Origin of the sequence: Sphaerisporangium aureirubrum (assembly GCF_042658925.1) — a bacterium.
GTDB classification, from domain to species: domain Bacteria; phylum Actinomycetota; class Actinomycetes; order Streptosporangiales; family Streptosporangiaceae; genus Sphaerisporangium; species Sphaerisporangium aureirubrum.
The window spans coordinates 1-21,321 of sequence record NZ_JBHSRF010000090.1 but is presented as its reverse complement, the minus strand read 5'-3'; the positions used below and the strand labels follow the sequence as shown (position 1 = coordinate 21,321).

Sequence of the window (21,321 nt, the reverse complement as noted above, 5' to 3'; positions counted from 1 at the left end):
GTGGAGGGATGACGCGACATCTAGGCCTTTGTCATGGCGAGTAAGCCGGTGGCCCGGTACGGCCCGCTCCAGGGCAGGCCGTACCGGGAGGTGCGTCAGGTGGCGGGGCAGTACTGGGCCTGTTTGCCGGTTATTCGGTAGGGGCAGTCGGAGTATTCGAGGAGGCGTAGGACGGCTTCGTTGTTGCGGGTGGTTTCGGGCTGGATTCTTTCGTCGGGGGGGTAGAAGCCGGGGGAGCTGGTGCGGGGGTACATCTCGAAGGTGTAGGAGAAGGTCTTGTAGTTGCCCCAGAGCCAGTCGTTGATGGTGCCGTCGGTTATGTAGAGGTCGCTGGACTGCTGGGGGGTGTAGCCGTTGGTGCTCGCCATGTTGCGGCCCAGGGCTTCCAGGGCGTCGTGGTCGTCCTGGGTGAGGCCGGCGGCGGTGTCGTTGTAGGTGTAGCCGTAGGGCCAGAGGACCAGTTCGCTGTAGGTGTGCCAGTCGATGTGGGTCTTGATCTGCTGGACGCCGCCCACCACGCGGGTGCGCATCCAGTTGGCGGCCAGGCGGACCTCGGGGGCGGACTCGCCGGCGGAGCCGCGGTAGGTCTCGCTGGAGGCGGAGCCGGAGGAGCCGCCGCAGCAGCCCCAGCGGTAGGCCCAGTTGCGGTTGAGGTCGGTGCCCACGGCGGAGGAGCCGGAGTTGGGCTGGCGGTTCTTGCGCCAGGAGCGGTAGGAGCCCGTGGCGATGTCGTACTCGCCGCCGTCGGGGTTGAGGTCGGGCAGGATCCAGATCTCCCGGGAGTTCACTAGATTCCTGATCCTGGTGTTGGAGGCGTAGCTGCCGGTGAACAAGTTGAGCAGGTAGAGCGCCATCTCGACGGTGAGGTGCTCTCGGGCGTGCTGGTGGGCGGTGAACAGCACCTCGGGCTCGTTCTCGTCCGTCGCCACGTTGTCACTGATCTTGATGCCGATCAGGTCGCGGCCTCCGTAGGAGGTGCCGTAGCTGAACTTGCGGGCGAGGGACGGGTAGGCGGCCACGACCTGGTTCACGGTCGCGGTCATCTCCGCGTAGTTGTGGTAGCCGGAGTCGGCCGAGGGGAAGTCCTGCGGCTTCGGCACCACGGGGGATAACGGGCGGGGCAGCCGGGTGACGGCGTAGCCGAGCGACTTGATCGCGGCGATCTCGCTCTCCGAGGCCGTCACCACCACCGACGTGTCCGCGACCTCGTCGATCGAGGCGCCGGTGGCCGCGACGGACGTGCGCTGCTGGGCCGTCGTGGGGCCCTGGACACGGTACTGCTGGTTGGGGGGCGGCTCGGCGGAGGCCCCCACCCCGCCGATCCCGGTGGCGAGGGTCACCACGAGGATCATGAGGCCGACGAGCAGACGATGTCTCACCTGTTCCTCCTTGACACGTGCTCTTGGGTTTTGTCACGTGTCCCCCATGAGGTTCAAGGCGGAAGGGCAGCCTGAAAAGGCCCAAATTTCTTGACATAGCGGGAGATGGCTGGTCAAGGCGGCGCGCCCGGCCGGTGGAGCGGCGCCGTCCGCCGACATCCTTCCCGAAAGCATGATTAATGCCCGTGACCGGGGTAACAGACGGGCGAACACGCAGATGGCCGGCCACCCGGTCGAGAAGGATCTTCATCCGTCAAGGAGAAACCCTATGGCCCTCCCCACTCTCACCCCCGAGCAACGCCAGGCCGCCCTCGTCAAGGCCACCGAGGTACGGCAGGCGCGCGCAGCCCTTCTGGCCCAGCTGAAGAGCGGCGACGTCAGCCTGGCCGACCTCCTGCGGCGGGACGACGAAACGGTCAAGCGGATCAAGGTCTCCCAGGCCCTCCGGGCGCTGTCCGGCATCGGCCCGACCAAGGCGGCGGCGCTGATGCAGCGCGCGGGCGTCGACGACCGGCGCCGCATCGGCGGCCTCGGCGTCCAGCAGCGCCGCAAGCTGGTGGAAGCCCTGTCATGACCCGTCCGGCCGGCCGGCCCCCCGCGTCCTGGACGCGGGGGGCCGGCCGATCTTCGTAGGGGTGCCGTTCCCCCGGCGGTCGGGAGCGAATAGTCTCGCGGTACCGACATCGCTCAGGGAGGCGACCTTTGGGCAAGCTGACCGAAGACGAGCGCGGGGATCTGGCGGCCATCCTGTCCAGCCCGGAGCTCAACGATCCCCGCGTCCACGCCGACCGGGAGGTGGGCCAGCAGCTGGCCGACTTCCTGCGCAAGGACATGCCGGACGTGGACGAGGTGGTGCTCGGCCGGGTCCTGCTGCGCGCCGCGGTCACCATCACCCAGCTCGGGGACCGGGGCATGCCCCTGGAGCGGATCGCCAACATCCTCACGCTGAGCGCGGTCGACCTCACGGCCCTGGAGCTGGCCCGCGAGGAGTGACCCCCGACGAAACGAGAACGCCTGGCCCCGCGGCGTCAGCCGGGGGCCAGGCGTTCTTTCGTGCCCGGTGCTGTTCCTGACTAGCGGACGACCTTCACGTAGTCGGTCGCCGAGGAGCCGGTCAGGCCACGCGAGCCCTTGAACACGACCTTCCAGGTGCCCGACCAGTAGGCCGGGATCTTCGTGTAGAAGCTCCCGTCCGGGTTGGTCGTGATCGTGTCCACGTACTCCCACTTGCTCTTGTGCGCCCGCTGGAAGAAGATGCTGACGTCCTTCCAGCCGATGTACCGCCAGTTGTGCCACCGGGGCCCGTCGTCGCAGCGGCTGCCGCCGACGACGTAGGCGTCACCGTCCCACCACCAGTCGCCGTAACAGCGGGCGACCAGCAGCTTTCCGGTCAGGCTGAGCTTGCGGCCCTTCTTGACGGGTTCGGGCGAGGCGTCGAACCCGGCGATGCGCGTGGCGCGCGGGCCGTGGTACGGACGGACGTGCTTGACGTAGAAGGAGGACTCGGTCTTGACGACCTTGCCGTCGGCACCGACCGCCTCCACGTACACGAGCCACTTACCGCTCGGGTCGTGCCGGTCGAGGACGATGGTCCTGTCCCACTTCTTCACTTCCGTCCCTGAGGAGGCCTTGGCGGCCCCCGGGCAGGGGTTGCAGTCCGACCCGCGGGTGGGCCCGAAGCCGATCTTGACGTCTTCGGCGCCCACGGTCGTGACCGTGGCCGTGACCGCGACCTTCTCTCGCCCGCGGATGACCACCGGGTCGGGGGTCACCGAGACGGACTCGATGGAGACCGGGGTCTCCGGCGCCGTGTCGGCGAACGCCGGAGCTGCCACCGTGAGCACCGAGGCGCCCATGGCGGCCGCTACCAGAGTGGTAGCGATGCGTTTCATCATGGTGGAACTTCCCTCTCCCCGTAGAGAAAAGGCATCCCAGGGTGGGGTGTGCCCTACGTCCCATAGACGACGAAATAGGGAAGAAAGTTGCGGGATGGACCCCAGTAATTTATTACGAATAGGACACTTCTCCCGAAGCCTCGCCCGTTTAAGACAATTTTGTCCATTTATAAGGGGGAATGTCCGGTCAGCCCGCGTACATCGCGTCGATGGCCTCGGCGTACTTGGCGTGGATGACCCGGCGCTTGAGCTTCAGGCTCGGCGTCAGTTCCTCGGTCTCCGCGGTCCACTCGACCGGCAGCAGCCGCCACTTCTTGACCTGCTGCACCCGGGCCAGCTTGTCGTTCGCCGCCGCCACCGCGGCCTCGGCCTCCTTGAGCACCTCGGGGTGCTCGGCCAGCTCGGCCAGCGAGCCGTACTCGATGCCGCGGCCCTGCGCCCACACGGGGGCCACCTCGCCGTCCAGGGTGAGGATCGCCACGACGTACGGCCGCCGGTCGCCGTAGACCAGGGCCTGGCCGACGAGCGGGTGCTCCTTGAGGTAGCCCTCGGTGTTGGCCGGCGACATGTTCTCGCCGCCCGCGGTGATGATGAGCTCCTTCTTGCGGTCGACGATGCTGACGAAGCCGTCCTCGTCGACGGAGCCGACGTCGCCGGTGTGCAGCCAGCCCTCGTCGTCGAGCAGGTCGGCCGACGCCTCGGGGCGGTTGAGGTAGCCGGCGGTGTTGGCGGGGCTGCGGGTGATGATCTCGCCGTCCTCGGCGATGCGCACCTCCACCCCCTCGCCGGGGCGGCCGACCGTGCCGAGCTTGTACGCCGAGGAGCTGTTGGCGGTGAACGCGCCGCTGGTCTCGGTCATGCCGTACACGTCGAGCACCTTCAGGCCGAGGCCGGCGAAGAAGCGCTGCACCTCCAGCGGCATGGGGGCCGCGGCGGTACCCAGCCAGCGCGCGTTCTCGAAGCCGATCATGGACCGGATGATGGCGAGCAGCGCGGCGTCGGCCCGCTCGTACGCCTCGGTCACCTCGGCGCTCGGCGTGCGGCCGTACTGGCCCGCCTCGATGTACGCGAGGCCGGCGGCCATGGCGGCGCGGACCTGCTCCTGCTGCTCCTCCGGCTGCGTGGCGAGCAGCGCCTGCAGGCGGGCCATCATCTTCTCCCACACCCGCGGCACCCCGAAGAACGCCACCGGCTTGACCTGGCCGAGCACCGAGCCGAGCTGCGCCAGGTCGGGGCAGAAGTGGACGTGGGAGGCCTTGAACAGCGGCAGGTAGAGGCTGAGCACGCGCTCGGCGATGTGGGCGTAGGTGAGGTAGGAGATCTGCGACCCCACCGAGGGCAGCCCGGCCATGCGGTCGGTGATCACGACCTCGAAGCAGACGTTGGCGTGGGTCAGCGGCACGCCCTTGGGGTTGCCGGTGGTCCCGGAGGTGTACAGGACGGTGAGGGTGTCCTCGGGCGACACGGCGGCGGCGCGGGCCTCGGCGGCGGCCGGGTCGGCGTCCAGCAGGCGCTCGCCGAGGGCGACCAGGTCGTCCCAGCCCATGAACAGCTCGCCCTCGGGGGCGTCGTCCAGCACGATCACCTTGCGCAGGCCGGTGAGCTCGCCGAGGACCGGCCGCCAGCGCTCCAGGTCGGCGGCGCCGACGACGGCGTACCTGGCCTGGACGTCCTCGGCGACGAAGGCGATCTGGCCGGGGGTGAACGTCGAGTAGATGGAGCAGGGCACACCGCCCGCGTGCACCGCGCCGAGGTCGGCGAGCACGTGCTCGCTGCGGTTCACCATCATCAGCGCGACCGCCTCGCCGGGCCGCAGGCCGAGCTCGTACAGGCCGGCCGCGATGGCGAGGACGCGGCGCCGGGCCTGCGCGTAGGTAAGGGTGGTCCAGCCGTCCACCGCCAGGTCGGAGTAGGCGGGATCGTCGGGGTACCGTTCCGCCGTCGCCTTGAATTGTTCGCAGATGGTGAGTCCGGCGATCTCCTGTTCGATCTCGTTACGGTCGGCGATGACCCGGGGGTCGGCCATTTCACGCCTCCAGAAAGTGCTCACTTGCACGCGGTGGCATGCATCGCACCACAGGCCATCACCGTGGGCAAGACCTCTCCGGTGAGAAGAACGGCATGGTGACCATGGGCAGACGGCCCATCACTCCGGGTTACGATTCCGCTACGTTCTGACACTCCGGTTGACTCGCGGTTTCGGACAATTGGCAATATCTACTACATTCAAGACATTCCACGCGGCGACCTTGGGGAGGTTCGCGCGCGCGATCACGGCACCGGACGGGGAAGGCGGACCAGGCATGGCCCGAGAGCTCGGCGTGCGCGCCGGACCCGAGACGATCTTCGGACATCCGCGCGGCATCGTCACCCTCTTCTTCACCGAGATGTGGGAGAGGTTCAGCTTCTACGGCCTGCGCGCCATCCTCTACTTCTTCCTGATCGCCACCGCCGCCGAGGGCGGCCTCGGCCTGCCCAAGACGACCGCGACGGCCGTGGTCGGCGTGTACGGCGCGCTGGTGTACCTGCTCGCGCTGCCCGGCGGCTGGATCGCCGACCGCGTGCTCGGCGCCCGCAAGGCGGTGCTGACCGGCGGCTGCGTCATCATGCTCGGCCACATCTGCATGGCCGTGCCGCTCCGGGGCCCGGCGACGGTCTGGGCGGGCCTGGCGCTGATCGTGGTGGGCACCGGCCTGCTCAAGCCGAACATCTCCACGATGGTGGGACGGCTGTACCCCGACGACGCCAACGCCCGGCGCGACGCCGGCTTCTCGATCTTCTACCTCGGCATCAACCTCGGCGCCTTCGCCGCCCCGTACGTGGTGAGCAACCTTGCCGCGCACGGCCGCTGGCACCTCGGCTTCGGCGCGGCGGCCGTGGGCATGGCGTTCGGCCTGTTCCAGTACGTCCGCGGCGCCCGCCACCTGCAGGGTGCCGGGGACCTCCCCGGACACCGCCTCACCCCCGCGGAGAAGGCGCGGTTCACGCGGGGCGCGCTGACCGGCCTGGCCTGCGTGGCGGTGGCGATCGCCCTGTGGGCCCTCACCGGCACGCTCACCGTGGACCGCTTCACGGTGGCGCTGACCCTGGTGACCGTCTGCGTCCCGATCGCCTACTTCGCCTACATCCTGCTGGGGGACCACGGGCTGACCGCGATGGAACGTTCCCGGATGAAGGCGTACGTATGGTTGTTCGCCGCCGCCTCGGTCTTCTGGATGATCTACGACCTGGCGCCGACCGTGCTGAACGACTTCGCCGCCACAAAGACCGACCTGCGGCTGTTCGGCCACTCGATCACCGCGGCCACCACCCAGTCGTTCAACCCCCTGATGATCATGATCTTCGTGCCGGTCTTCGCCGCCCTGTGGGTGCGGCTCGGCGACCGGGTGGGCGCCGCACACAAGTTCGCCTTCGGGCTGTTCATGATCGGCGTGAGCTTCGTGGCGATGGCGTTCGCCGCGAACCTCGCCCGCTCCGGGCCGATCTCGGTCTGGTGGCTGTTCTGGGTCTACCTCATCCAGGTGTTCGGCGAGCTGTCGCTGAGCCCGGTCGGGCTGTCGGTCACCGTCGAGCTGGCCCCGCGGGCGTTCCGCAGCCAGATGCTCGGGGTGTGGTACCTGTCGTTCGCCGTGGGGGACGCCATCGGCGGGCAGACGGCGCGGCTGCTCGGCTACATGTCCCAGCCGGCGTACTTCTCCACCCTGGCCGCGGTCGCCGTGGTCGCCGCCGCCGTGCTGCTGGCCTTCGCGCACCGGCTGCGGGTGCTGATGGGCGAGGAACGGGCCGAGGCGGTCACAGGGCGGGCATGAGCGGCTCCCCGGCGGGGCCGCGCGGGGCGGCGGCGCCGGGCGCGCGGGCCTCGGCCAGCACGCGCACCGCGCCGCGCAGCGCGTCCGGCGGCAGGGTGAAGGGCAGCCGCAGGTAGCGCTCCAGCGTGCCGTCCACGCCGAACCACGGGCCCGGCGCCAGCCGCACCCCGCGCGCGGCGGCCGCGTCGGCCAGCGGAGTGGCGACCGGAGCGTCCAGCCGCACCCACAGCGACCCGCCGCCCGGCGGCGGGGTGAACTCCCAGTCGGGCAGCTCGGCCCGCAGCGCCTCGGTGAGCGCCGCCCTGGACGCCCCGAGCTGCTCGCGCCGCTCGGTCCTGACCTCCTCCACCCGCTCCATCAGGTGGACCACCACGAGCTGCTCGAACAGCGGCGCGGCGATGTCCATGGCGGCGCGCAGCACCGCCAGGCGGCGCACCAGGGCGGCCGTCGTACGGATCCACCCGATGCGCAGCCCGCCCCACCACAGCTTGGACGCCGAGCCGATGCTGATCACCCGGCCGTCGGTGTCGAACGCCGCCAGCGGGGACACGGGGGGCACCTCGTCGACGGCCAGCTCGGCCCAGCTCTCGTCCACCACGACCGTGGTGTCGTACCGGCGCGCCGCCGCCGCGAGCGCGGCCCGGTCGTCGTCGCCCATCAGGCGGCCCACGGGGTTCTGGAAGTCGGGGATCACGTACGCCAGCCGCGCCGCCGCCTGGCGCAGGGCGCCCTCCAGCAGGTCCAGGTGCCAGCCGTCGTCCTGGATGCCCACCGGCACCAGGCGGGCGCCGCGCAGCCGGGCGGCGTCCAGCGCGTGCGGGTAGGTGGGCGACTCCACCACCACCGGGTCGCCCTGCCCGGCGAGCAGCGTCATCAGCAGGTGGATGGCCTGCTGGGCGCCGCCGGTGACGAGGATCTGGTCCGGCCGGGTGGGCAGCCCCCGCGCGCCGTAGCGGGCGGCGATCGCGGCGCGCAGCGGCGCCAGGCCGACCGGGTCGTAGCCCATGCCGAGGCCGTAGCGGGGGTAGGCGTCGGTGGCGGCGGCCACGGCGTCCGGCAGCAGCGCGGTGGCCGAGGGCGCGGCGACGTGCAGCGGCAGCAGGCCGTCGTCCGTCGAGGCGATCCAGGGGTTGTCCAGGCCGAGCGCCCCGGGGCCGGGCAGCGCGGTCCAGCTGCCCGCGCCCTGGCGGCTGTCCAGGTAGCCGCGTTCGCGCAGCCGGTCGTAGGCGGTGGTGACGGTGGTGCGGCTCACCCCGAGCGCCTCGGCCAGGTGGCGCTCGGCGGGCATCCGCACCCGCACCGGCAGCCGTCCGTCCAGGATCAGCGCCCGCACCGCGTCGGCCAGCGCGCGGTAGTACGGCCGGGCGCCGGGGGGCAGGTCGATCAGCCGGGCGAGCTGTGGCCCGCTGAGGTAGCGATCCATAAGGCCACTTTCGCTGATTGGCCCTTTATCGGCAAGGCGGCGGCCCAGCACCATTACGACCACTATGAGCGAGATATCCCTTCCTTCCCTCGGATCGCTGCCGAACCGCCTGTTCCGCCTGCACGCCGGGCTCGCGCTGTACGGCGCCGGGGTCGGCCTGCAGATCTCCTCGGGGCTCGGCAACGACCCCTGGGACGTGTTCCACCAGGGCCTGGCGGTGCGCACCGGCCTGTCGGTCGGCACCTGGATCATCCTGATCGGCGCGCTGGTCATGGTGTTCTGGATCCCGCTGCGCCAGCGGCCCGGCATCGGCACGGTGAGCAACATCGCGCTGCTCGGCCTGTTCGTCGACCTGACCATCTGGCTGCTCCCCGTCCCGCACAACCTGGCCGCGCGCTGGGCCTACCTGCTGTCCGCCGTCGTGCTGGTCGCCGCCGCCACCGGCATGTACCTCGGCGCGGCCCTCGGCCCCGGCCCCCGCGACGGCCTGATGACGGGCCTGCACCGCCTCGGCCTGTCGATCCGCGCCGCCCGCACCCTGATCGAGGTCACCGTGCTGGCCGCCGGATGGCTGCTCGGCGGCACCGTCGGGGTCGGCACCGTCGTCTTCGCCGTCGCCATCGGGCCGCTCACGCAGTTCCTCATGCCGCTGACGGGTCCGCGCGCCGCCAGGACCCACTAGCGTGACCCCATGCGGATCGAGGACTACGCCATCATCGGCGACATGCAGTCCGCCGCCCTCGTCGGGCGGGACGGCTCGGTGGACTGGCTGTGCCTGCCCCGTTTCGACTCCCCGGCGTGCTTCGCCTCGCTGCTCGGCGACGCGCGCAACGGCCACTGGTGGATCGGCCCCGCGGGCCCTGACCGGCGGCTCAGCACCCGGCGGCGGTACCGCGAGGACACCCTGATCCTCGAGACCGAGTGGGACACCGAGGGCGGCACGCTGCGGGTCACCGACTTCATGCCGCCCCGGCAGGCCAACCCCGACCTGGTCCGCATCGTGGAGTGCGTGTCGGGCACCGTCGAGGTGGCCACCCAGATCCGCATCAGGTTCGACTACGGCCGCATCGTGCCGTGGGTGCGCCGCAACGGCGGCATGCTCCAGGCGATCGGCGGGCCCGACTCGGTGTGGCTCCACTCCCCCGTCCCGCTGCGCGGCAGCGACTACTCCCACAAGGCGACGTTCCGCCTCTCCGCGGGCGAGAAGGTGCCGATGGTGTTCACCTGGCACCCCTCCCACTCCCCCAAGCCCGAGGTGATCGACCCGTACGAGGAGCTGACCCACACCGAGCAGCTGTGGCGGGCCTGGGTGGCGCGCTGCGAGCCGCGCGCCAAGGACGAGTGGCGCGACGCGGTGGTCCGGTCACTGATCACCCTCAAGGCGCTCACCTACGCCCCCACCGGCGGCATCGTCGCGGCGGCCACCACCTCGATACCCGAGGACCTCGGCGGCGTCCGCAACTGGGACTACCGCTACTGCTGGCTGCGCGACGCCACCATGACCCTGGACGCGCTCATCGGCGCCGGGTACGTCGACGAGGCCCGCGAGTGGCGCGAGTGGCTGCTGCGGGCCATCGCCGGCCGCCCGCAGGACCTCCAGATCATGTACGGCGTGGCCGGGGAGCGCCGCCTGCCCGAGATGGAGCTGCACTGGCTGGACGGCTACGAGGACTCCCGCCCGGTGCGCCTCGGCAACGCCGCCGTCGACCAGTTCCAGCTGGACGTGTACGGCGAGGTGATGAACTGCCTGTACCTGTCGCGGGCGTCTGGCCTTGCGGCGATGTCGCGCACCTGGGCGATCCAGCGCTCGCTGATGGACTTCCTGGAGTCCCACTGGGACGAGCCGGACGAGGGCCTGTGGGAGGTCCGGGGGCCGCGCAGGCACTTCGTGCACTCCAAGGTGATGGCCTGGGTGGCCGCCGACCGCTCGATCCGCCAGGTGGAGCACTTCGGGCAGAGCGGCCCCGTCGACCGGTGGCGCGACCTGCGCGACCGCATCCACGCCGAGGTGCTGGAGAAGGGCTTCGACCCGATCCGCAACTCCTTCACCCAGTCCTACGGCTCACGCGAGCTGGACGCGTCGCTGCTGCTCATCCCGCACACCGGGTTCCTGCCGGTGCACGACCCCCGGGTCGTCGGCACCATCGAGGCCGTCGAGCGGGAGCTGATGTCCGACGGCTTCCTGCTGCGCTACCCCATCGCCCAGGAGAACAGCGTGGACGGCCTGAGCGGCGGTGAGGGCGCGTTCCTGGCGTGCAGCTTCTGGCTGGCCGAGGCCCGGGCCATGGTGGGCAGGAAGCGCGAGGCGACCGAGCTGTTCGAGCGGCTGCTGTCGCTGCGCAACGACGTCGGGCTGCTCTCGGAGGAGTACGACCCGCGCTACGGCCGCCTGGTGGGCAACTTCCCGCAGGCGTTCAGCCACGTGCCGCTGATCCACACCGCGCACACCCTGTCCCGCGCCGACCCCCTGCCGAGGCTCGCCGACCTGCCCGTCGACCCGTGCTGACCGGAGCCGCCCCGGCCGTCCCGGCGGGGCGGGCCCGCGCTAGTGGTCCTGGGCGAGGTCGGCCAGCAGGCGGGCGAACTCCGGCGGCGGGGCCACCACCAGGCGGCGCTGGCCGTTCTGCACCACCAGGTCCGCCTGGATGCGGGTGAGCCGACCGTGGTTCCACCAGTAGACGTGCGGGCTCAGGCCGCCCTCGCCGGCGTGGTACTCGCGCCGGGCGAACAGCCACAGCCGCTCGATGGCGCGCATCACCGACAGGCCGTCCACCGGGTGGACGATCATCTCGCCGGGGTTCGGCAGCGCGACCATGACGCCGTCCGGCGAGACCAGCAGGTAGTCCTGGACGCGGCGCAGGTGGACCGCGGCGCTCGCCGCCGACCCCGACAGCCGCCACGCGGGCACGCCCTCGAGGTCGAGCCGCTCGGTGGCGAGCTTCTCGTCGTCCAGCACGTTGCGCGCCGCGAGGTCCATCGCCTCGCCCGGCGGGATCTCCCAGCAGAACGCCTCCGCCGGGCGCACGGCCCGGCCGGACACGGTGAGGATCTCCACCAGGTCCGCGGCGATGTGCCGGCCGATCACCCGGGAGGGGTCCTCCAGGGCCTCTGCGCGCACCACGCGGGTGCGCAGCAGGGGGCGCACCGCGGCGAGGTCGCACACGTCGGGCAGGTCGGGGTCCCGGCCGGCGGCACCGGACAGGTGCTCGGCCACCAGGACCGGCCAGTCCTCGCGGGGCCGCCGGGCGGCCTCGAGCCGCAGCCCCGCCAGCCGCACGGTGATGCGGCGGCGCGGCGCGGACAGCTCCAGCGCGGCGCCGTCCCGCTGGAAGGAATAGCCGTAGCCGAGGCTCTCGGCGACCAGTCCGAGGAGGGAGTCCAGGTCGACGTCCTCGACCGGGCGCTCGGCGGGACGTCCCGCCAGCCGCTCGATCAGGTTCCGCCGAGCCACGCCCCAGCGGTCTCGGTATCGTGCGAACCAGCCCAATCCAGGCTCCCAACTACCGCCATCCATCCCCCGGACCGGGACTACAGTGCCGTAGCGGGATCGCGGAAAAGACAAGTCAAAGAACACGATTGGGTATCGATGACGGCATCCGCCCCCAGCCATGCGGTGAACTGGGGGGTCCCGTGCCCGATGGGCAGCCCGGCGATCATGGGCACGTCCAGCACGGCCAGCCGCTCCACCAGCGCGGGCAGCGGATCGCCGCAGCCCACGAAGGACCCGAGCACGACGCCGATCGCCCCGTCCAGGCACCGCGCCTGCATGAGCTGGGTGAGCATGCGGTCCACGCGGTACGGCTGCTCGTCGACGTCCTCCAGCAGCACGATGTGCCCCTGGCCGCGCATGGCGTACGGCGTGCCGCACAGCGCCGCGAGCAGGCTCAGCGTGCCGCCGGTCAGCGGGCCCTCGGCGTGCCCCGGCACGATCACCTGTTCACCGGTGACCGGCCCGGGCTCCCCGGCCTCGAACAGCGACGCGCGCAGGTGGGCGAGGGTCTCGCGGTCCGGCCCGCCCTGGTCGCCGAGCGTCTGGCAGGCCGGCATCGGCCCGAAACAGCTCGCCACCCCGAGCCGCACGGCGAACGCCTGGTGCAGCGCGGTGATGTCGCTGGACCCGAGAAGGATCTTGGGCCGGGCGGCCTCCATGGCCTGCCAGTCCAGCAGGTCGAGCAGCCGCGTGGCGCCGTAGCCGCCCCTGGCGCAGATCACCGCGCGCACGTCGGGGTCGCACCAGGCGTCCTGCAGGTCGGCGGCGCGCCCGGCGTCGGAACCGGCGAGGTAGCCGCGGCGGTTCAGGACGCGGGGCATCACCACGGCGTCCAGTCCCATCTCGGTGAGCACGTGCCTGCCGCGCGCCAGCCACACCGGGTCGACCGGGCCCGAGGGGGCGACGATCGCCACCCGGTCGCCCGGGGACAGCCGGGACGGCACCCAGAGCCGTTGGCTGGTCATCCCGCTCCTCCTGATGCTCCTGCTCCGGCGGATTTTCGGACGGAAGAAACCCTGGAATCTGCCGAAATATCTGTCACTTTGAGTACTCTTACCCAGGTGAGGCCATACGGCCCGCTTGGGCCGGGCATGGCCGGTTCGTTCACCTCGCAAAGGGTGTCAGACTGTCCTCACTTATGCGACCCCCGCCCCACATTCTCGTCGTCAACGGAATCAAGGTCCGCCGGCCGGTCTTCGTGCTCGGGGCCCCGCACTCCGGCGTGACCCTGCTCGCCCGAGCGCTCAAGCGCTCCCCCGGCTTCCATCTGACCGTGGGCCGGCCGGGTGTCTCCAGCGTCGTGCGGACCTTCGCCCGCCGCCCGTCGATCATGCGCAGCAAGGGCGGCGGCGCGGTGCGCGTGCTGCGGGACGCGCTCGCCGACGCGTGGCAGATGGTGCCGGGGGCCTGCGCGGACTGCCCGGCGTCCTGCCGGGAGGCGGGCGCGGTGACCGGCGGCGGGCCGTGCGCCTCCCCCGGCGGCGTCGCGCGGTTCGGTGACGCCGACCCCGACCTGCTCTACAGCGCCCCGGTGCTGCTCCAGGCGTTCCCCGACGCCCGGCTGATCCAGCTGATCAGGGACGGCAGGGACGTGGCGGCCGACATGCTCGCCGACCGCTCCGCCATGGACTGGGCCAGGCCCGGCATGGTCAGCGACGAGACCGAGTTCCCGAGCCCGTTCCTCGGGGTGAACTCCGGCACGCATCTGACCAGGTGGGCGGGCATGGACCCGGCGGGCAAGTGCGCGCTGCGCTGGCGCAGCGCGGTGCGGCTCAGCGCGGCGCTGCGCAAGGAGATGCCGCGCGAGCAGCTGCTCACCGTCCGGTACGAGGACCTCGCCGCGTCCCCCGAGCAGGCCGTGGCCGCCGTGTCGGCCTTCCTGGAGACCCGGGTCTCCGCGGTCGCCCTGTACGGCGCGCCGCCGCCCAAGGTCGGCGTGTGGCGCACCCGGCTCAAGCCGGACGAGGTCACGCTGGTGGAGAAGATCGCCCGCGAGGAACTGGCCCGCCTCGGCTACACCGGCGCCCCCAGCGGCAGCCTGCGCCGCTGACCTGGGCCGTCCCCGCACTCCAAGACGCCTCGCGCCCCCCGGCGCTCTACCTCTGGTGCTCGAACTGCGTGCGGTACAGCTCCGCGTAGGCGCCGCCGGAGATGAGCAGGTCGTCGTGGCGGCCGCGTTCCACCACGCGGCCGTCCTGGACCACCAGGATGGTGTCGGCCTCGCGGATGGTGGACAGCCGGTGCGCGATCACCAGGGACGTGCGCCCGGCCAGGGCCGTCTTCAGCGCCCGCTGCACCGCCGCCTCCGACTCCGAGTCCAGGTGCGCGGTGGCCTCGTCCAGCACCACGACCCGGGGCGCCTTCAGCAGCAGCCGGGCGAGCGCGACACGCTGCTTCTCACCGCCCGACAGCCGGTAGCCCCGGTCGCCGACCACCGTGTCCAGACCGTCGGGCAGCGCCTCGATCAGCTCGGAGATCTGCGCGGCGCGCAGCGCATCCCAGATCTCCTCGTCGGTGGCGCCCGGCCGGGCGTAGCGCAGGTTGGCGCCGATCGTGTCGTGGTACAGGTGGGCGTCCTGCATGACGACGCCCACCGTGTCGTGCAGGGACGCCAGGGTGAGCTCCCGCACGTCCCTGCCGTTGATCAGCACGGCGCCGCCGGTGACGTCGTACAGCCGGGACACCAGCGAGGTGATCGTGGTCTTGCCCGCCCCCGAGGGCCCGACCAGCGCGACCAGCTCGCCGGGTCGCGCGGTGAAGGAGATGCCGCTGAGCACCTCCTGGTTCGGGCCGGTGTCCGGCCGGGCCACCGACTCCAGGGACGCCAGCGACACCTCCTCGGCGGCCGGGTAGCGGAAGCGCACGTCGTCGAACTCGATGGTGACCGGGCCCTCCGGCAGCGGCTTGGCGTCCGGCCGCTCGGCGACCATGGGCTTGAGGTCCAGCACCTCGAAGACCCGGTCGAAGCTCACCAGGGCCGTCATCACGTCCACGTGGACGTTGGAAAGGCTGGTCAGCGGCCCGTACAGCCGCATGAGCATCGCGGACAGCGCCACCAGGGTGCCGACCTCGAAGGCCCCGTCGATCACGAACACGCCGCCCACGCCGTACACCAGAGCGGTGGCGAGCGCGGCGACCAGGCCGAGGGCGACGCGGAACACCGTGCCGTACATGCCGACCACGATCCCGAGGTCGCGCACCCGGCCCGCCCGCCCGCCGAAGTTGGCCGCCTCGTCCGCCGGCCGGCCGTACAACTTGGCGACCATGGCTCCCGCGACGTTGAAGCGCTCGGTCATCACCGAGCTCATCTCGGCGTCCAGCTGCATCTGCTCGCGGGTCAGCTTGGACATGCGGCGCCCCACCCACCGGGCGGGGAACACGAAGACCGGCAGCAGGACCAGCGCGATGAGGGTGACCTGCCAGGACAGCACGAGCATCGCGCCGAGCACCATCAGCAGGCTCACGACGTTGGACACGATGGTGGACAGGGTGCTGGTGATGGCGCGCTGCGCGCCGATCACGTCGCTGTTGAGCCGGGACACCAGGGCGCCGGTCTGTGCCCGCATGAAGAACGCCACCGGCATGCGCTGCACGTGGTCGAACACCTCGGTGCGCAGGTCGTAGATCAGGCCCTCGCCGATCCGGGAGGAGAACCACCGCTGCACCAGGCTGAGCCCGGCGTCCACCAGGGCGAGCCCGGCGATCACCAGGGACAGCATGACGACCACGCCGGCCTGGCGCGGCATGATGCCGTCGTCGATGATCGACTTCAGCAGCAGGGGGTTGGCGATGACGATCGTCGCGTCCACCACGACCAGCAGCAGGAACGCGACGATCTGCCGGCGGTACGGCCGGGCGTACCTGGCGATGCGCGGCACCGTGCCCGGCGTCAGCCTTTCCTTGGTCACCGAGCTGTCCCGCCGCAGGGACCGCATCACCTGAGGGCCGTATCCCCCGCCCAGCATCGACATCGCCGACTCCGCCGCCCTTCGCCGATCCCTCGTCCCCCGTACGCGTAACGGAGGCGCGTCACGGCCTTCCGTTCTTCACACCGGCGAAGCGCGCGGATCGGTCACGCGATTCCCGGGTCAGCTGTGGGCGGAACCGTTCCCCTCGGCGCCCGCCTTCCCGAACAGCGCCTGGAGCCGTACGGCCTGCTCGGCGCGTTCGGCGGCGCACTGTTCCTCAAGGGTGCGTTCAGGGGCGCCCAGCAGCAGTCGCTTGGTCGCCGCCGCCGCGTCCCGGTCGGTGGTGAGCAGCGCGGCCGCCAGCTCACCCACCGCCTCGTCCAGTTGTGCGCGCGGCACCACCCGATCGGCCAGGCCGAGGCGCAGTGCCTCCTCGGCGCCGACGTTCCGGGCGGTGAGGCAGATCTCCACGGCTTTCGCCACGCCGACGATCTCGACCAGCGGCTTGGTGCCGGTCAGGTCGGGAACCAGCCCGAGGGCGGGCTCCTTCATGCAGAACTTGGCGTCGTCGGCCAGAATTCTTAGGTCACAGGACAGGGCCAGTTGGAATCCGGCCCCGATCGCATGTCCTTGAACTACCGCTATCGACACGATGTCCGGGCGGCGCAGCCACAGGAAGCCCTGCTGGGCCTCCGTGATGCGCGCCAGGAACGTCTCGCCGTCGAGCGCGGCCGCGGACGCGAACGAGCCCTGTCCCGGCAATCCCTCCGGTGAGAACATGCGCAGGTCGATGCCCGCTGAGAAGGACGGCCCCTCGCCTCTGATCACGACGACGCGCACGTGTTCCGGCAGGGTTCTGCCGATCCGTGCCAGTGCCGACCAGGTCGCGAACGTCTGTGCGTTCCGTTTGCCCGGCCGGTCCATGGTGATCGTCGCGATCTCGCCGCCCACCTCGAAGCGCAAACCGATCTCCGCGAGTTCCGCGCCGCCGAGAGCCGTCTCCGGCCCACCGCGCGACTCTCCGCCACGCCTGGGCGTCCCGTCGGTACCCGGCTCGGCGCGATCTCCCGCTGAAATCGCCGCCGCACTCCCCCCAAGCGTCGCTTCCGGCATCGCCCGCTCCATCCGTGAGTCGCCGTCCCGTCACGTCCCGAACCCGATCCTTGTTCCAGAATCAGATTCTACAGACGTGGGCGGAACCGGCGACCGCGTGGGAACGAGCGGCTGCGGTCGCGCGTTTCCGAGGCGGCTAGCTAGCGCTTGGACTTGCCTCGGGTGGCTCCGCCGCGCCCGCGCAGAGTCACGCCGGACTCGCTGAGGATGCGGTGGATGAACCCGTACGACCTGCCGGTGGAAGCGGCGAGCGCGCGGATGCTCTCACCCGCGGCGTAGCGCTTCTTCAGGTCGGCAGCCAGTTTTTCGCGATCGGCCCCAGTTACCCGGGTGCCCTTCTTCAGAGTCTCGGCCACGAGTACCTCCTGTAGTGCCAGACTTCCGCAGCGTTACTCACGCCATGATCAGTCATTTCGGCCGGATCGGCTACCTACTCCATGGGAAAAGATCCGTACCCGCTCAAATTAAGATCAGGCGAGTGCCACAAGATCGGAAAATTCATCGCTCCAAGCGTCTTCCACTCCGTCTGGTAGCAAGATCACCCTATCTGGTTGCAGCGCCTCGACGGCTCCCTCATCGTGGGTTACCAGGACAATTGCCCCAGAATACGACCTCAATGCCGAAAGTACTTGATCGCGACTAACTGGATCCAAGTTGTTGGTGGGCTCGTCGAGCAGCAGGACGTTGGCGCTGGAGAGCACCAGAGTGGCCAGGGCCAGGCGGGTCTTCTCCCCGCCGGACAGCACCGACGCCGGTTTCTCCGCGTCGTCCCCGGAGAACAGGAATGAACCGAGCACCTTGCGCAGCGCGACGTCGGGCACGTCCGGGCCCGCCGACCGCATGTTCTCCAGGACGGTGCGGGCGGGGTCCAGGGTCTCGTGCTCCTGGGCGTAGTAGCCCAGTTTGAGCCCGTGACCGGGGTGGACCTCGCCGGTGTCGGGCTTCTCCAGGCCGCCGAGAACCCGTAGCAGAGTGGTCTTCCCGGCGCCGTTCAGGCCGAGCACGACCACGCGGCTGCCGCGGTCGACGGCGGCGTCCACGTCGGTGAAGACCTCCAGTGAGCCATAGGACTTCGACAGTCCGGTGGCGGTCAGCGGGGTGCGGCCGCACGGGGAGGGCTCGGGGAAGCGGAGCTTGGCGACCTTGTCGGAGCGGCGCTCCTCCTCCACCCCGGACAGCAGGCGGCGGGCGCGGCGCTCCATCTCCTGGGCGGCCTTGGCCTTGGTGGCCTTGGCGCGCATGCGGTCGGCCTGGGAGAGCAGCTGGGAGGCCTGGCGCTCGGCGTTGGCGCGCTCGCGCTTGCGGCGGCGCTCGTCGGTCTCGCGCTGGGCGAGGTACGCGGACCAGCCGACATTGTACGTGTCGATGACGCAGCGGTTGGCGTCGAGGTGCAGGACGCGGTTGACCGTGGCTTCAAGAAGACCCACGTCGTGGCTGATAATGATCAAGCCGCCCTGGTGGGATCGTAAAAAATCACGAAGCCACCCGATTGAGTCTGCATCGAGGTGGTTTGTCGGCTCGTCCAAGAGGAGAGTCTCCGCTCCGCTGAACAAGATCCGCGCGAGTTCCACCCGCCGGCGCTGCCCTCCGGACAGCGTCTCCAGCGGCTGGGTCAGCACCCGGTCCGCCAGCCCGAGGCTGGAGGCGATCGACGCGGCCTCCGCCTCCGCGGCGTACCCCCCGAGCACGTGCAGACGGTCCTCCAGGCGGCCGTACGCCCGCACCGCCTTGTCGCGCACCCGCGAGTCGTCCGACGCCATTCCCACCTCGGCCGCCCGCAGGTCGCGCAGCACGTCGTCCAGCCCCCGCGCCGACAACACACGGTCGCGGGCCAATGTGCTCAGGTCGCCCGTCCGGGGATCCTGCGGCAGGTACCCCACGCTCCCCGTCGACGACGTGGTCCCCGCCGCAGGTAGCCCCTCCCCCGCCAGCACCTTGCACAGCGTGGTCTTCCCCGCGCCGTTCCTGCCGACGAGCCCGATGCGGTCCCCCGGGTTCACCCGGAAGGACGCCCCTTCTATGAGCAGGCGCGACCCGGCCCGCAGTTCGATGTCAGACGCGATGATCATGATGAGGGAAACACTCCCGGAACGGGTGACGGGGAAACTGAGAGAGCGCCGGCAAGGAGGCGACGAATCGCCGAGCGGCCCCCCGGCAGGGACCCGCTCTTTCCATGGTGCGCCGATCAATCGGGAGTGCGCATACCCCTAGTGTACGACCCTCCCCCCACCAGCACTCCTGGTTATCCCTCCCGCCGAGCCCTCCCCCACCCCGGCCCCCAGCGACCGCCCTCTCCCCGGCACGCCAACCCCCTCCGGGAGCGACCACTCACTCTTTCGCCGAGCCGGTCCCCTGCGAGTGGTCGGTCAGAGACGATCGTTGCTGTGACTGAAACCCCAGTCGCGCTGGGGTGGCAGTGGCCCACCCGTTGCCGTTCACCAGCCTGACCACCACCACCCACCCCACCCCGCGAGCCCTCCGACCGCACATGACAGCACCCCGCGACAGCGGGCGCTGGTGCCCTTGCCTTTCGCGGGCCGGCTAGGGGTGCTCGGTCAGAGACGATCGTTTGCTATGACCTAAACGAGCTGAAACCCCATGTCGCTGGGACGGCAGTGGCCCACCCGTTGTCGCTCACCAGCCTGACCACCACCACCCACCCCAACCCACGAGCCCTCCGACCGCGTATGAACACCCCCGCGACAGCGGGCGCCGGTGTCCTCACCCCTCGCCGGACCGGCCCCTACGGGTGGTCGGTCAGAGACGATCGTCGCTGTGCTGTGCACGAGCTGAAACCCCAGTCGCGCTGGGATGGCAGTGGCCCACCCGTTGTCGCTCACCAGCTTGTTCCTCACCACCCACCCACCCCGCGAGCCCTCCGGCCGCGTATGAGCAGCTCCGCGACAGCGGGCGCTGGTGTCCTCACCCCTTGCCAGGCCGGGCCCTACGGGTGGTCGGTCAGAGACGATCGTCGCTGTGGCGTGAACGAGCTGAAACCCCAGTCGCGCCGGGACGGTAGTGACCCACCCGTTGCCGTTCACCAGCTTGTTCCTCACCACCCACCCCACCCCGCGAGCCCTCCGACCGCACCTAAACAGCACCCTCGACAGCGGTCACGCCGTCATGGCGCCGCTCGGCTCCCCGGACGGGTGGTTGGAAATCCGGCGCCGATCCGACGAGAAGTGATACAGCGAACCCGGCGCCGTCTTACGAGTGGCTGCCCGGAATCGTGCCCCTGCTTGACATCGCCCCTGCTTGGGACCAGCCGAAGCCAAGGAACTACGCGCTCCAACCCCTATCGCTTGAGCGATACGGCGCACCTATTGGCGATTCGCAGGTTAGTGGGTTCCTGCCCACCCAACCGGTGGTCCCCTCCGCCAGCACACTGGCGCCAACCGGCCCCCGCCGCCCGCTGGGCGCACCATGGAGAGGGCCGACCGCTGTACGGCGTCGCCGGGTTTGCGCGTGCACTGTCTCACCGCCGCGGTACCGGTCTGGGCCGTCGGGGCGGGTGAGCTGAGTGCTTGCCCGGTAGTGGCATGGATAGGGACCGCGCACCGTGGAAGGGATGGCCGCCGTACGACGGCGCCGGATTCGCCGTACATCTTCTCGCTGGCGAGACCTCTCGGACTTCTCCTCATCCGCCGTCTCAGAGGTCACCGAGCTCGCGCGGGATGCCCCTCGTATACGCGGACGGAGGGCTCACGGGGTGGGGTGGGCGGTGAGGGACAAGCTGGTGAACGACAACGGGTGGGCCACTACCACCCCAGCACAACCAGGGGTCCAATCCGCTCATGACCGACGCCACCGTCACCCCCCGATTCACGGTGCAACTAGGTCACCACGCCTGCTGCCACGGGGTGTTCATACGCGGACGGAGGGCTCACGAGGTGGGGTGGGCGGTGAGGGCCGAACTCGTGAACGACAACGAGTGGGCCACTACCACCCCAGCACAACCAGGGGTCCAATCCGCTCATGACCGACGCCACAGTCACCTCCCGATTCCACGGTGCAGCTAGGTCACCACGCCCGCTGCCACGGGGTGTTCATACGCGGGCGGAGGGCTCGCGAGGTGGGGTGGGCGGTGAGGGCCAAGCTCGTGAACGACAACGGGTGGGCTACTGCCGCTCCAGCGCAACAAGGGGTTCAGCCCATTCACGCCACGACGACGATCGTCTCTGACCGACTACCCGCAGGGGGCCGGTCCGGCGAAAGACGCCTGTCGCCGGACGACGGCGCTGGCGGCGCCGTACGACGTCTCACCGTCACGGCGCCGGATCGGGTGGGGTGGGGCGGCTTAGGGG

16 protein-coding genes are annotated in these 21,321 nt (G+C 70.7%); 6 read left to right on the top strand and 10 right to left on the bottom strand.

Going from position 1 to position 21,321, the window contains the following annotated elements; all coding sequences use genetic code 11:
- Nucleotides 1-95: 95 nt before the first annotated feature.
- Entirely contained in the window at nucleotides 96-1,379 is a 1,284-nt protein-coding gene (locus ACFP1K_RS35465) for a M14 family metallopeptidase (RefSeq protein WP_380761781.1), read from the bottom strand.
- Nucleotides 1,380-1,647: 268 nt separating this feature from the next.
- On the opposite strand from ACFP1K_RS35465, the gene mihF reads away from it, so the two are divergent.
- Nucleotides 1,648-1,953: an integration host factor, actinobacterial type gene (gene mihF / locus ACFP1K_RS35460; RefSeq protein ID WP_380761779.1), complete on the top strand. Its 306-nt coding sequence runs from the start codon at nucleotides 1,648-1,650 to the stop codon at nucleotides 1,951-1,953.
- 128 nt (nucleotides 1,954-2,081) lie between these two features.
- Nucleotides 2,082-2,372 (top strand): hypothetical protein, encoded by a 291-nt coding sequence (locus ACFP1K_RS35455; RefSeq protein WP_380761777.1) that lies wholly within the window; start codon nucleotides 2,082-2,084, stop codon nucleotides 2,370-2,372.
- Between the two features lie 80 nt (nucleotides 2,373-2,452).
- Here ACFP1K_RS35455 and ACFP1K_RS35450 read toward each other — a convergent pair whose 3' ends face one another.
- Nucleotides 2,453-3,274: a hypothetical protein gene (locus ACFP1K_RS35450; RefSeq protein ID WP_380761775.1), complete on the bottom strand. Its 822-nt coding sequence runs from the start codon at nucleotides 3,272-3,274 to the stop codon at nucleotides 2,453-2,455.
- A gap of 187 nt (nucleotides 3,275-3,461) precedes the next feature.
- Nucleotides 3,462-5,300 carry an AMP-dependent synthetase/ligase gene (locus ACFP1K_RS35445; RefSeq protein WP_380761773.1) on the bottom strand — a complete coding sequence of 613 codons (1,839 nt, stop codon included), beginning with the start codon at nucleotides 5,298-5,300 and terminating at the stop codon, nucleotides 3,462-3,464.
- 277 nt (nucleotides 5,301-5,577) lie between these two features.
- Between ACFP1K_RS35445 and ACFP1K_RS35440 the strand changes: the two genes are divergently transcribed.
- A complete protein-coding gene (locus ACFP1K_RS35440) occupies nucleotides 5,578-7,083 on the top strand; it encodes a peptide MFS transporter (RefSeq protein WP_380761771.1) in 1,506 nt (501 codons plus the stop codon).
- Here the strand turns inward: ACFP1K_RS35440 and yczR are convergent.
- Entirely contained in the window at nucleotides 7,067-8,506 is a 1,440-nt protein-coding gene (gene yczR, locus ACFP1K_RS35435) for a MocR-like transcription factor YczR (protein WP_380761769.1), read from the bottom strand. The genes ACFP1K_RS35440 and yczR overlap by 17 nt on opposite strands.
- A gap of 64 nt (nucleotides 8,507-8,570) precedes the next feature.
- Between yczR and yczE the strand changes: the two genes are divergently transcribed.
- On the top strand, nucleotides 8,571-9,188 hold the full coding sequence (yczE, locus tag ACFP1K_RS35430; protein ID WP_380761767.1) for a membrane protein YczE: 618 nt from the start codon (nucleotides 8,571-8,573) through the stop codon (nucleotides 9,186-9,188).
- Nucleotides 9,189-9,197: 9 nt separating this feature from the next.
- Nucleotides 9,198-11,012, top strand: a complete 1,815-nt coding sequence (locus ACFP1K_RS35425) for a glycoside hydrolase family 15 protein (protein ID WP_380761765.1) — start codon at nucleotides 9,198-9,200, stop codon at nucleotides 11,010-11,012.
- A 39-nt stretch (nucleotides 11,013-11,051) separates the two neighbouring features.
- Here the strand turns inward: ACFP1K_RS35425 and ACFP1K_RS35420 are convergent, their stop codons facing one another.
- Nucleotides 11,052-11,957 carry a hypothetical protein gene (locus ACFP1K_RS35420; RefSeq protein WP_380761763.1) on the bottom strand — a complete coding sequence of 302 codons (906 nt, stop codon included), beginning with the start codon at nucleotides 11,955-11,957 and terminating at the stop codon, nucleotides 11,052-11,054.
- Nucleotides 11,958-12,034: 77 nt separating this feature from the next.
- Entirely contained in the window at nucleotides 12,035-12,961 is a 927-nt protein-coding gene (locus ACFP1K_RS35415) for a S66 peptidase family protein (protein WP_380761761.1), read from the bottom strand.
- A gap of 173 nt (nucleotides 12,962-13,134) precedes the next feature.
- On the opposite strand from ACFP1K_RS35415, the gene ACFP1K_RS35410 reads away from it, so the two are divergent.
- Nucleotides 13,135-14,046, top strand: a complete 912-nt coding sequence (locus tag ACFP1K_RS35410; RefSeq protein WP_380761759.1) for a sulfotransferase family protein — start codon at nucleotides 13,135-13,137, stop codon at nucleotides 14,044-14,046.
- Nucleotides 14,047-14,092: 46 nt separating this feature from the next.
- On the opposite strand, the gene ACFP1K_RS35405 is transcribed toward ACFP1K_RS35410, so the two are convergent.
- The 4 genes from ACFP1K_RS35405 to ACFP1K_RS35390 form a co-directional block, all read right to left on the bottom strand.
- Nucleotides 14,093-15,967 (bottom strand): ABC transporter ATP-binding protein, encoded by a 1,875-nt coding sequence (locus ACFP1K_RS35405; protein ID WP_380761757.1) that lies wholly within the window; start codon nucleotides 15,965-15,967, stop codon nucleotides 14,093-14,095.
- Nucleotides 15,968-16,084: 117 nt separating this feature from the next.
- Nucleotides 16,085-16,867, bottom strand: coding sequence for an enoyl-CoA hydratase/isomerase family protein (locus ACFP1K_RS35400; RefSeq protein ID WP_380761755.1), 783 nt, complete (start codon nucleotides 16,865-16,867; stop codon nucleotides 16,085-16,087).
- Nucleotides 16,868-17,157: 290 nt separating this feature from the next.
- Complete coding sequence (locus ACFP1K_RS35395) at nucleotides 17,158-17,373, bottom strand: helix-turn-helix domain-containing protein (protein ID WP_093173121.1); 216 nt, start codon at nucleotides 17,371-17,373, stop codon at nucleotides 17,158-17,160.
- A gap of 114 nt (nucleotides 17,374-17,487) precedes the next feature.
- Nucleotides 17,488-19,086, bottom strand: coding sequence for an ABC-F family ATP-binding cassette domain-containing protein (locus ACFP1K_RS35390; RefSeq protein ID WP_380761753.1), 1,599 nt, complete (start codon nucleotides 19,084-19,086; stop codon nucleotides 17,488-17,490).
- Nucleotides 19,087-21,321 lie beyond the last annotated feature (2,235 nt).

Excerpts from the sequence above, each read along its gene's own strand:
- ACFP1K_RS35425 (WP_380761765.1), top strand. The coding sequence starts at position 9,198 with ATGCGGATCGAGGACTACGCCATCATCGGCGACATGCAGTCCGCCGCC.
- ACFP1K_RS35445 (WP_380761773.1), bottom strand. The coding sequence starts at position 5,300 with ATGGCCGACCCCCGGGTCATCGCCGACCGTAACGAGATCGAACAGGAG.
- ACFP1K_RS35450 (WP_380761775.1), bottom strand. The coding sequence starts at position 3,274 with ATGATGAAACGCATCGCTACCACTCTGGTAGCGGCCGCCATGGGCGCC.
- ACFP1K_RS35415 (WP_380761761.1), bottom strand. The coding sequence starts at position 12,961 with ATGACCAGCCAACGGCTCTGGGTGCCGTCCCGGCTGTCCCCGGGCGAC.
- ACFP1K_RS35390 (WP_380761753.1), bottom strand. The coding sequence starts at position 19,086 with ATGATCATCGCGTCTGACATCGAACTGCGGGCCGGGTCGCGCCTGCTC.
- mihF (WP_380761779.1), top strand. The coding sequence starts at position 1,648 with ATGGCCCTCCCCACTCTCACCCCCGAGCAACGCCAGGCCGCCCTCGTC.
- yczR (WP_380761769.1), bottom strand. The coding sequence starts at position 8,506 with ATGGATCGCTACCTCAGCGGGCCACAGCTCGCCCGGCTGATCGACCTG.
- ACFP1K_RS35410 (WP_380761759.1), top strand. The coding sequence starts at position 13,135 with ATGCGACCCCCGCCCCACATTCTCGTCGTCAACGGAATCAAGGTCCGC.
- yczE (WP_380761767.1), top strand. The coding sequence starts at position 8,571 with ATGAGCGAGATATCCCTTCCTTCCCTCGGATCGCTGCCGAACCGCCTG.
- ACFP1K_RS35440 (WP_380761771.1), top strand. The coding sequence starts at position 5,578 with ATGGCCCGAGAGCTCGGCGTGCGCGCCGGACCCGAGACGATCTTCGGA.
- ACFP1K_RS35405 (WP_380761757.1), bottom strand. The coding sequence starts at position 15,967 with ATGTCGATGCTGGGCGGGGGATACGGCCCTCAGGTGATGCGGTCCCTG.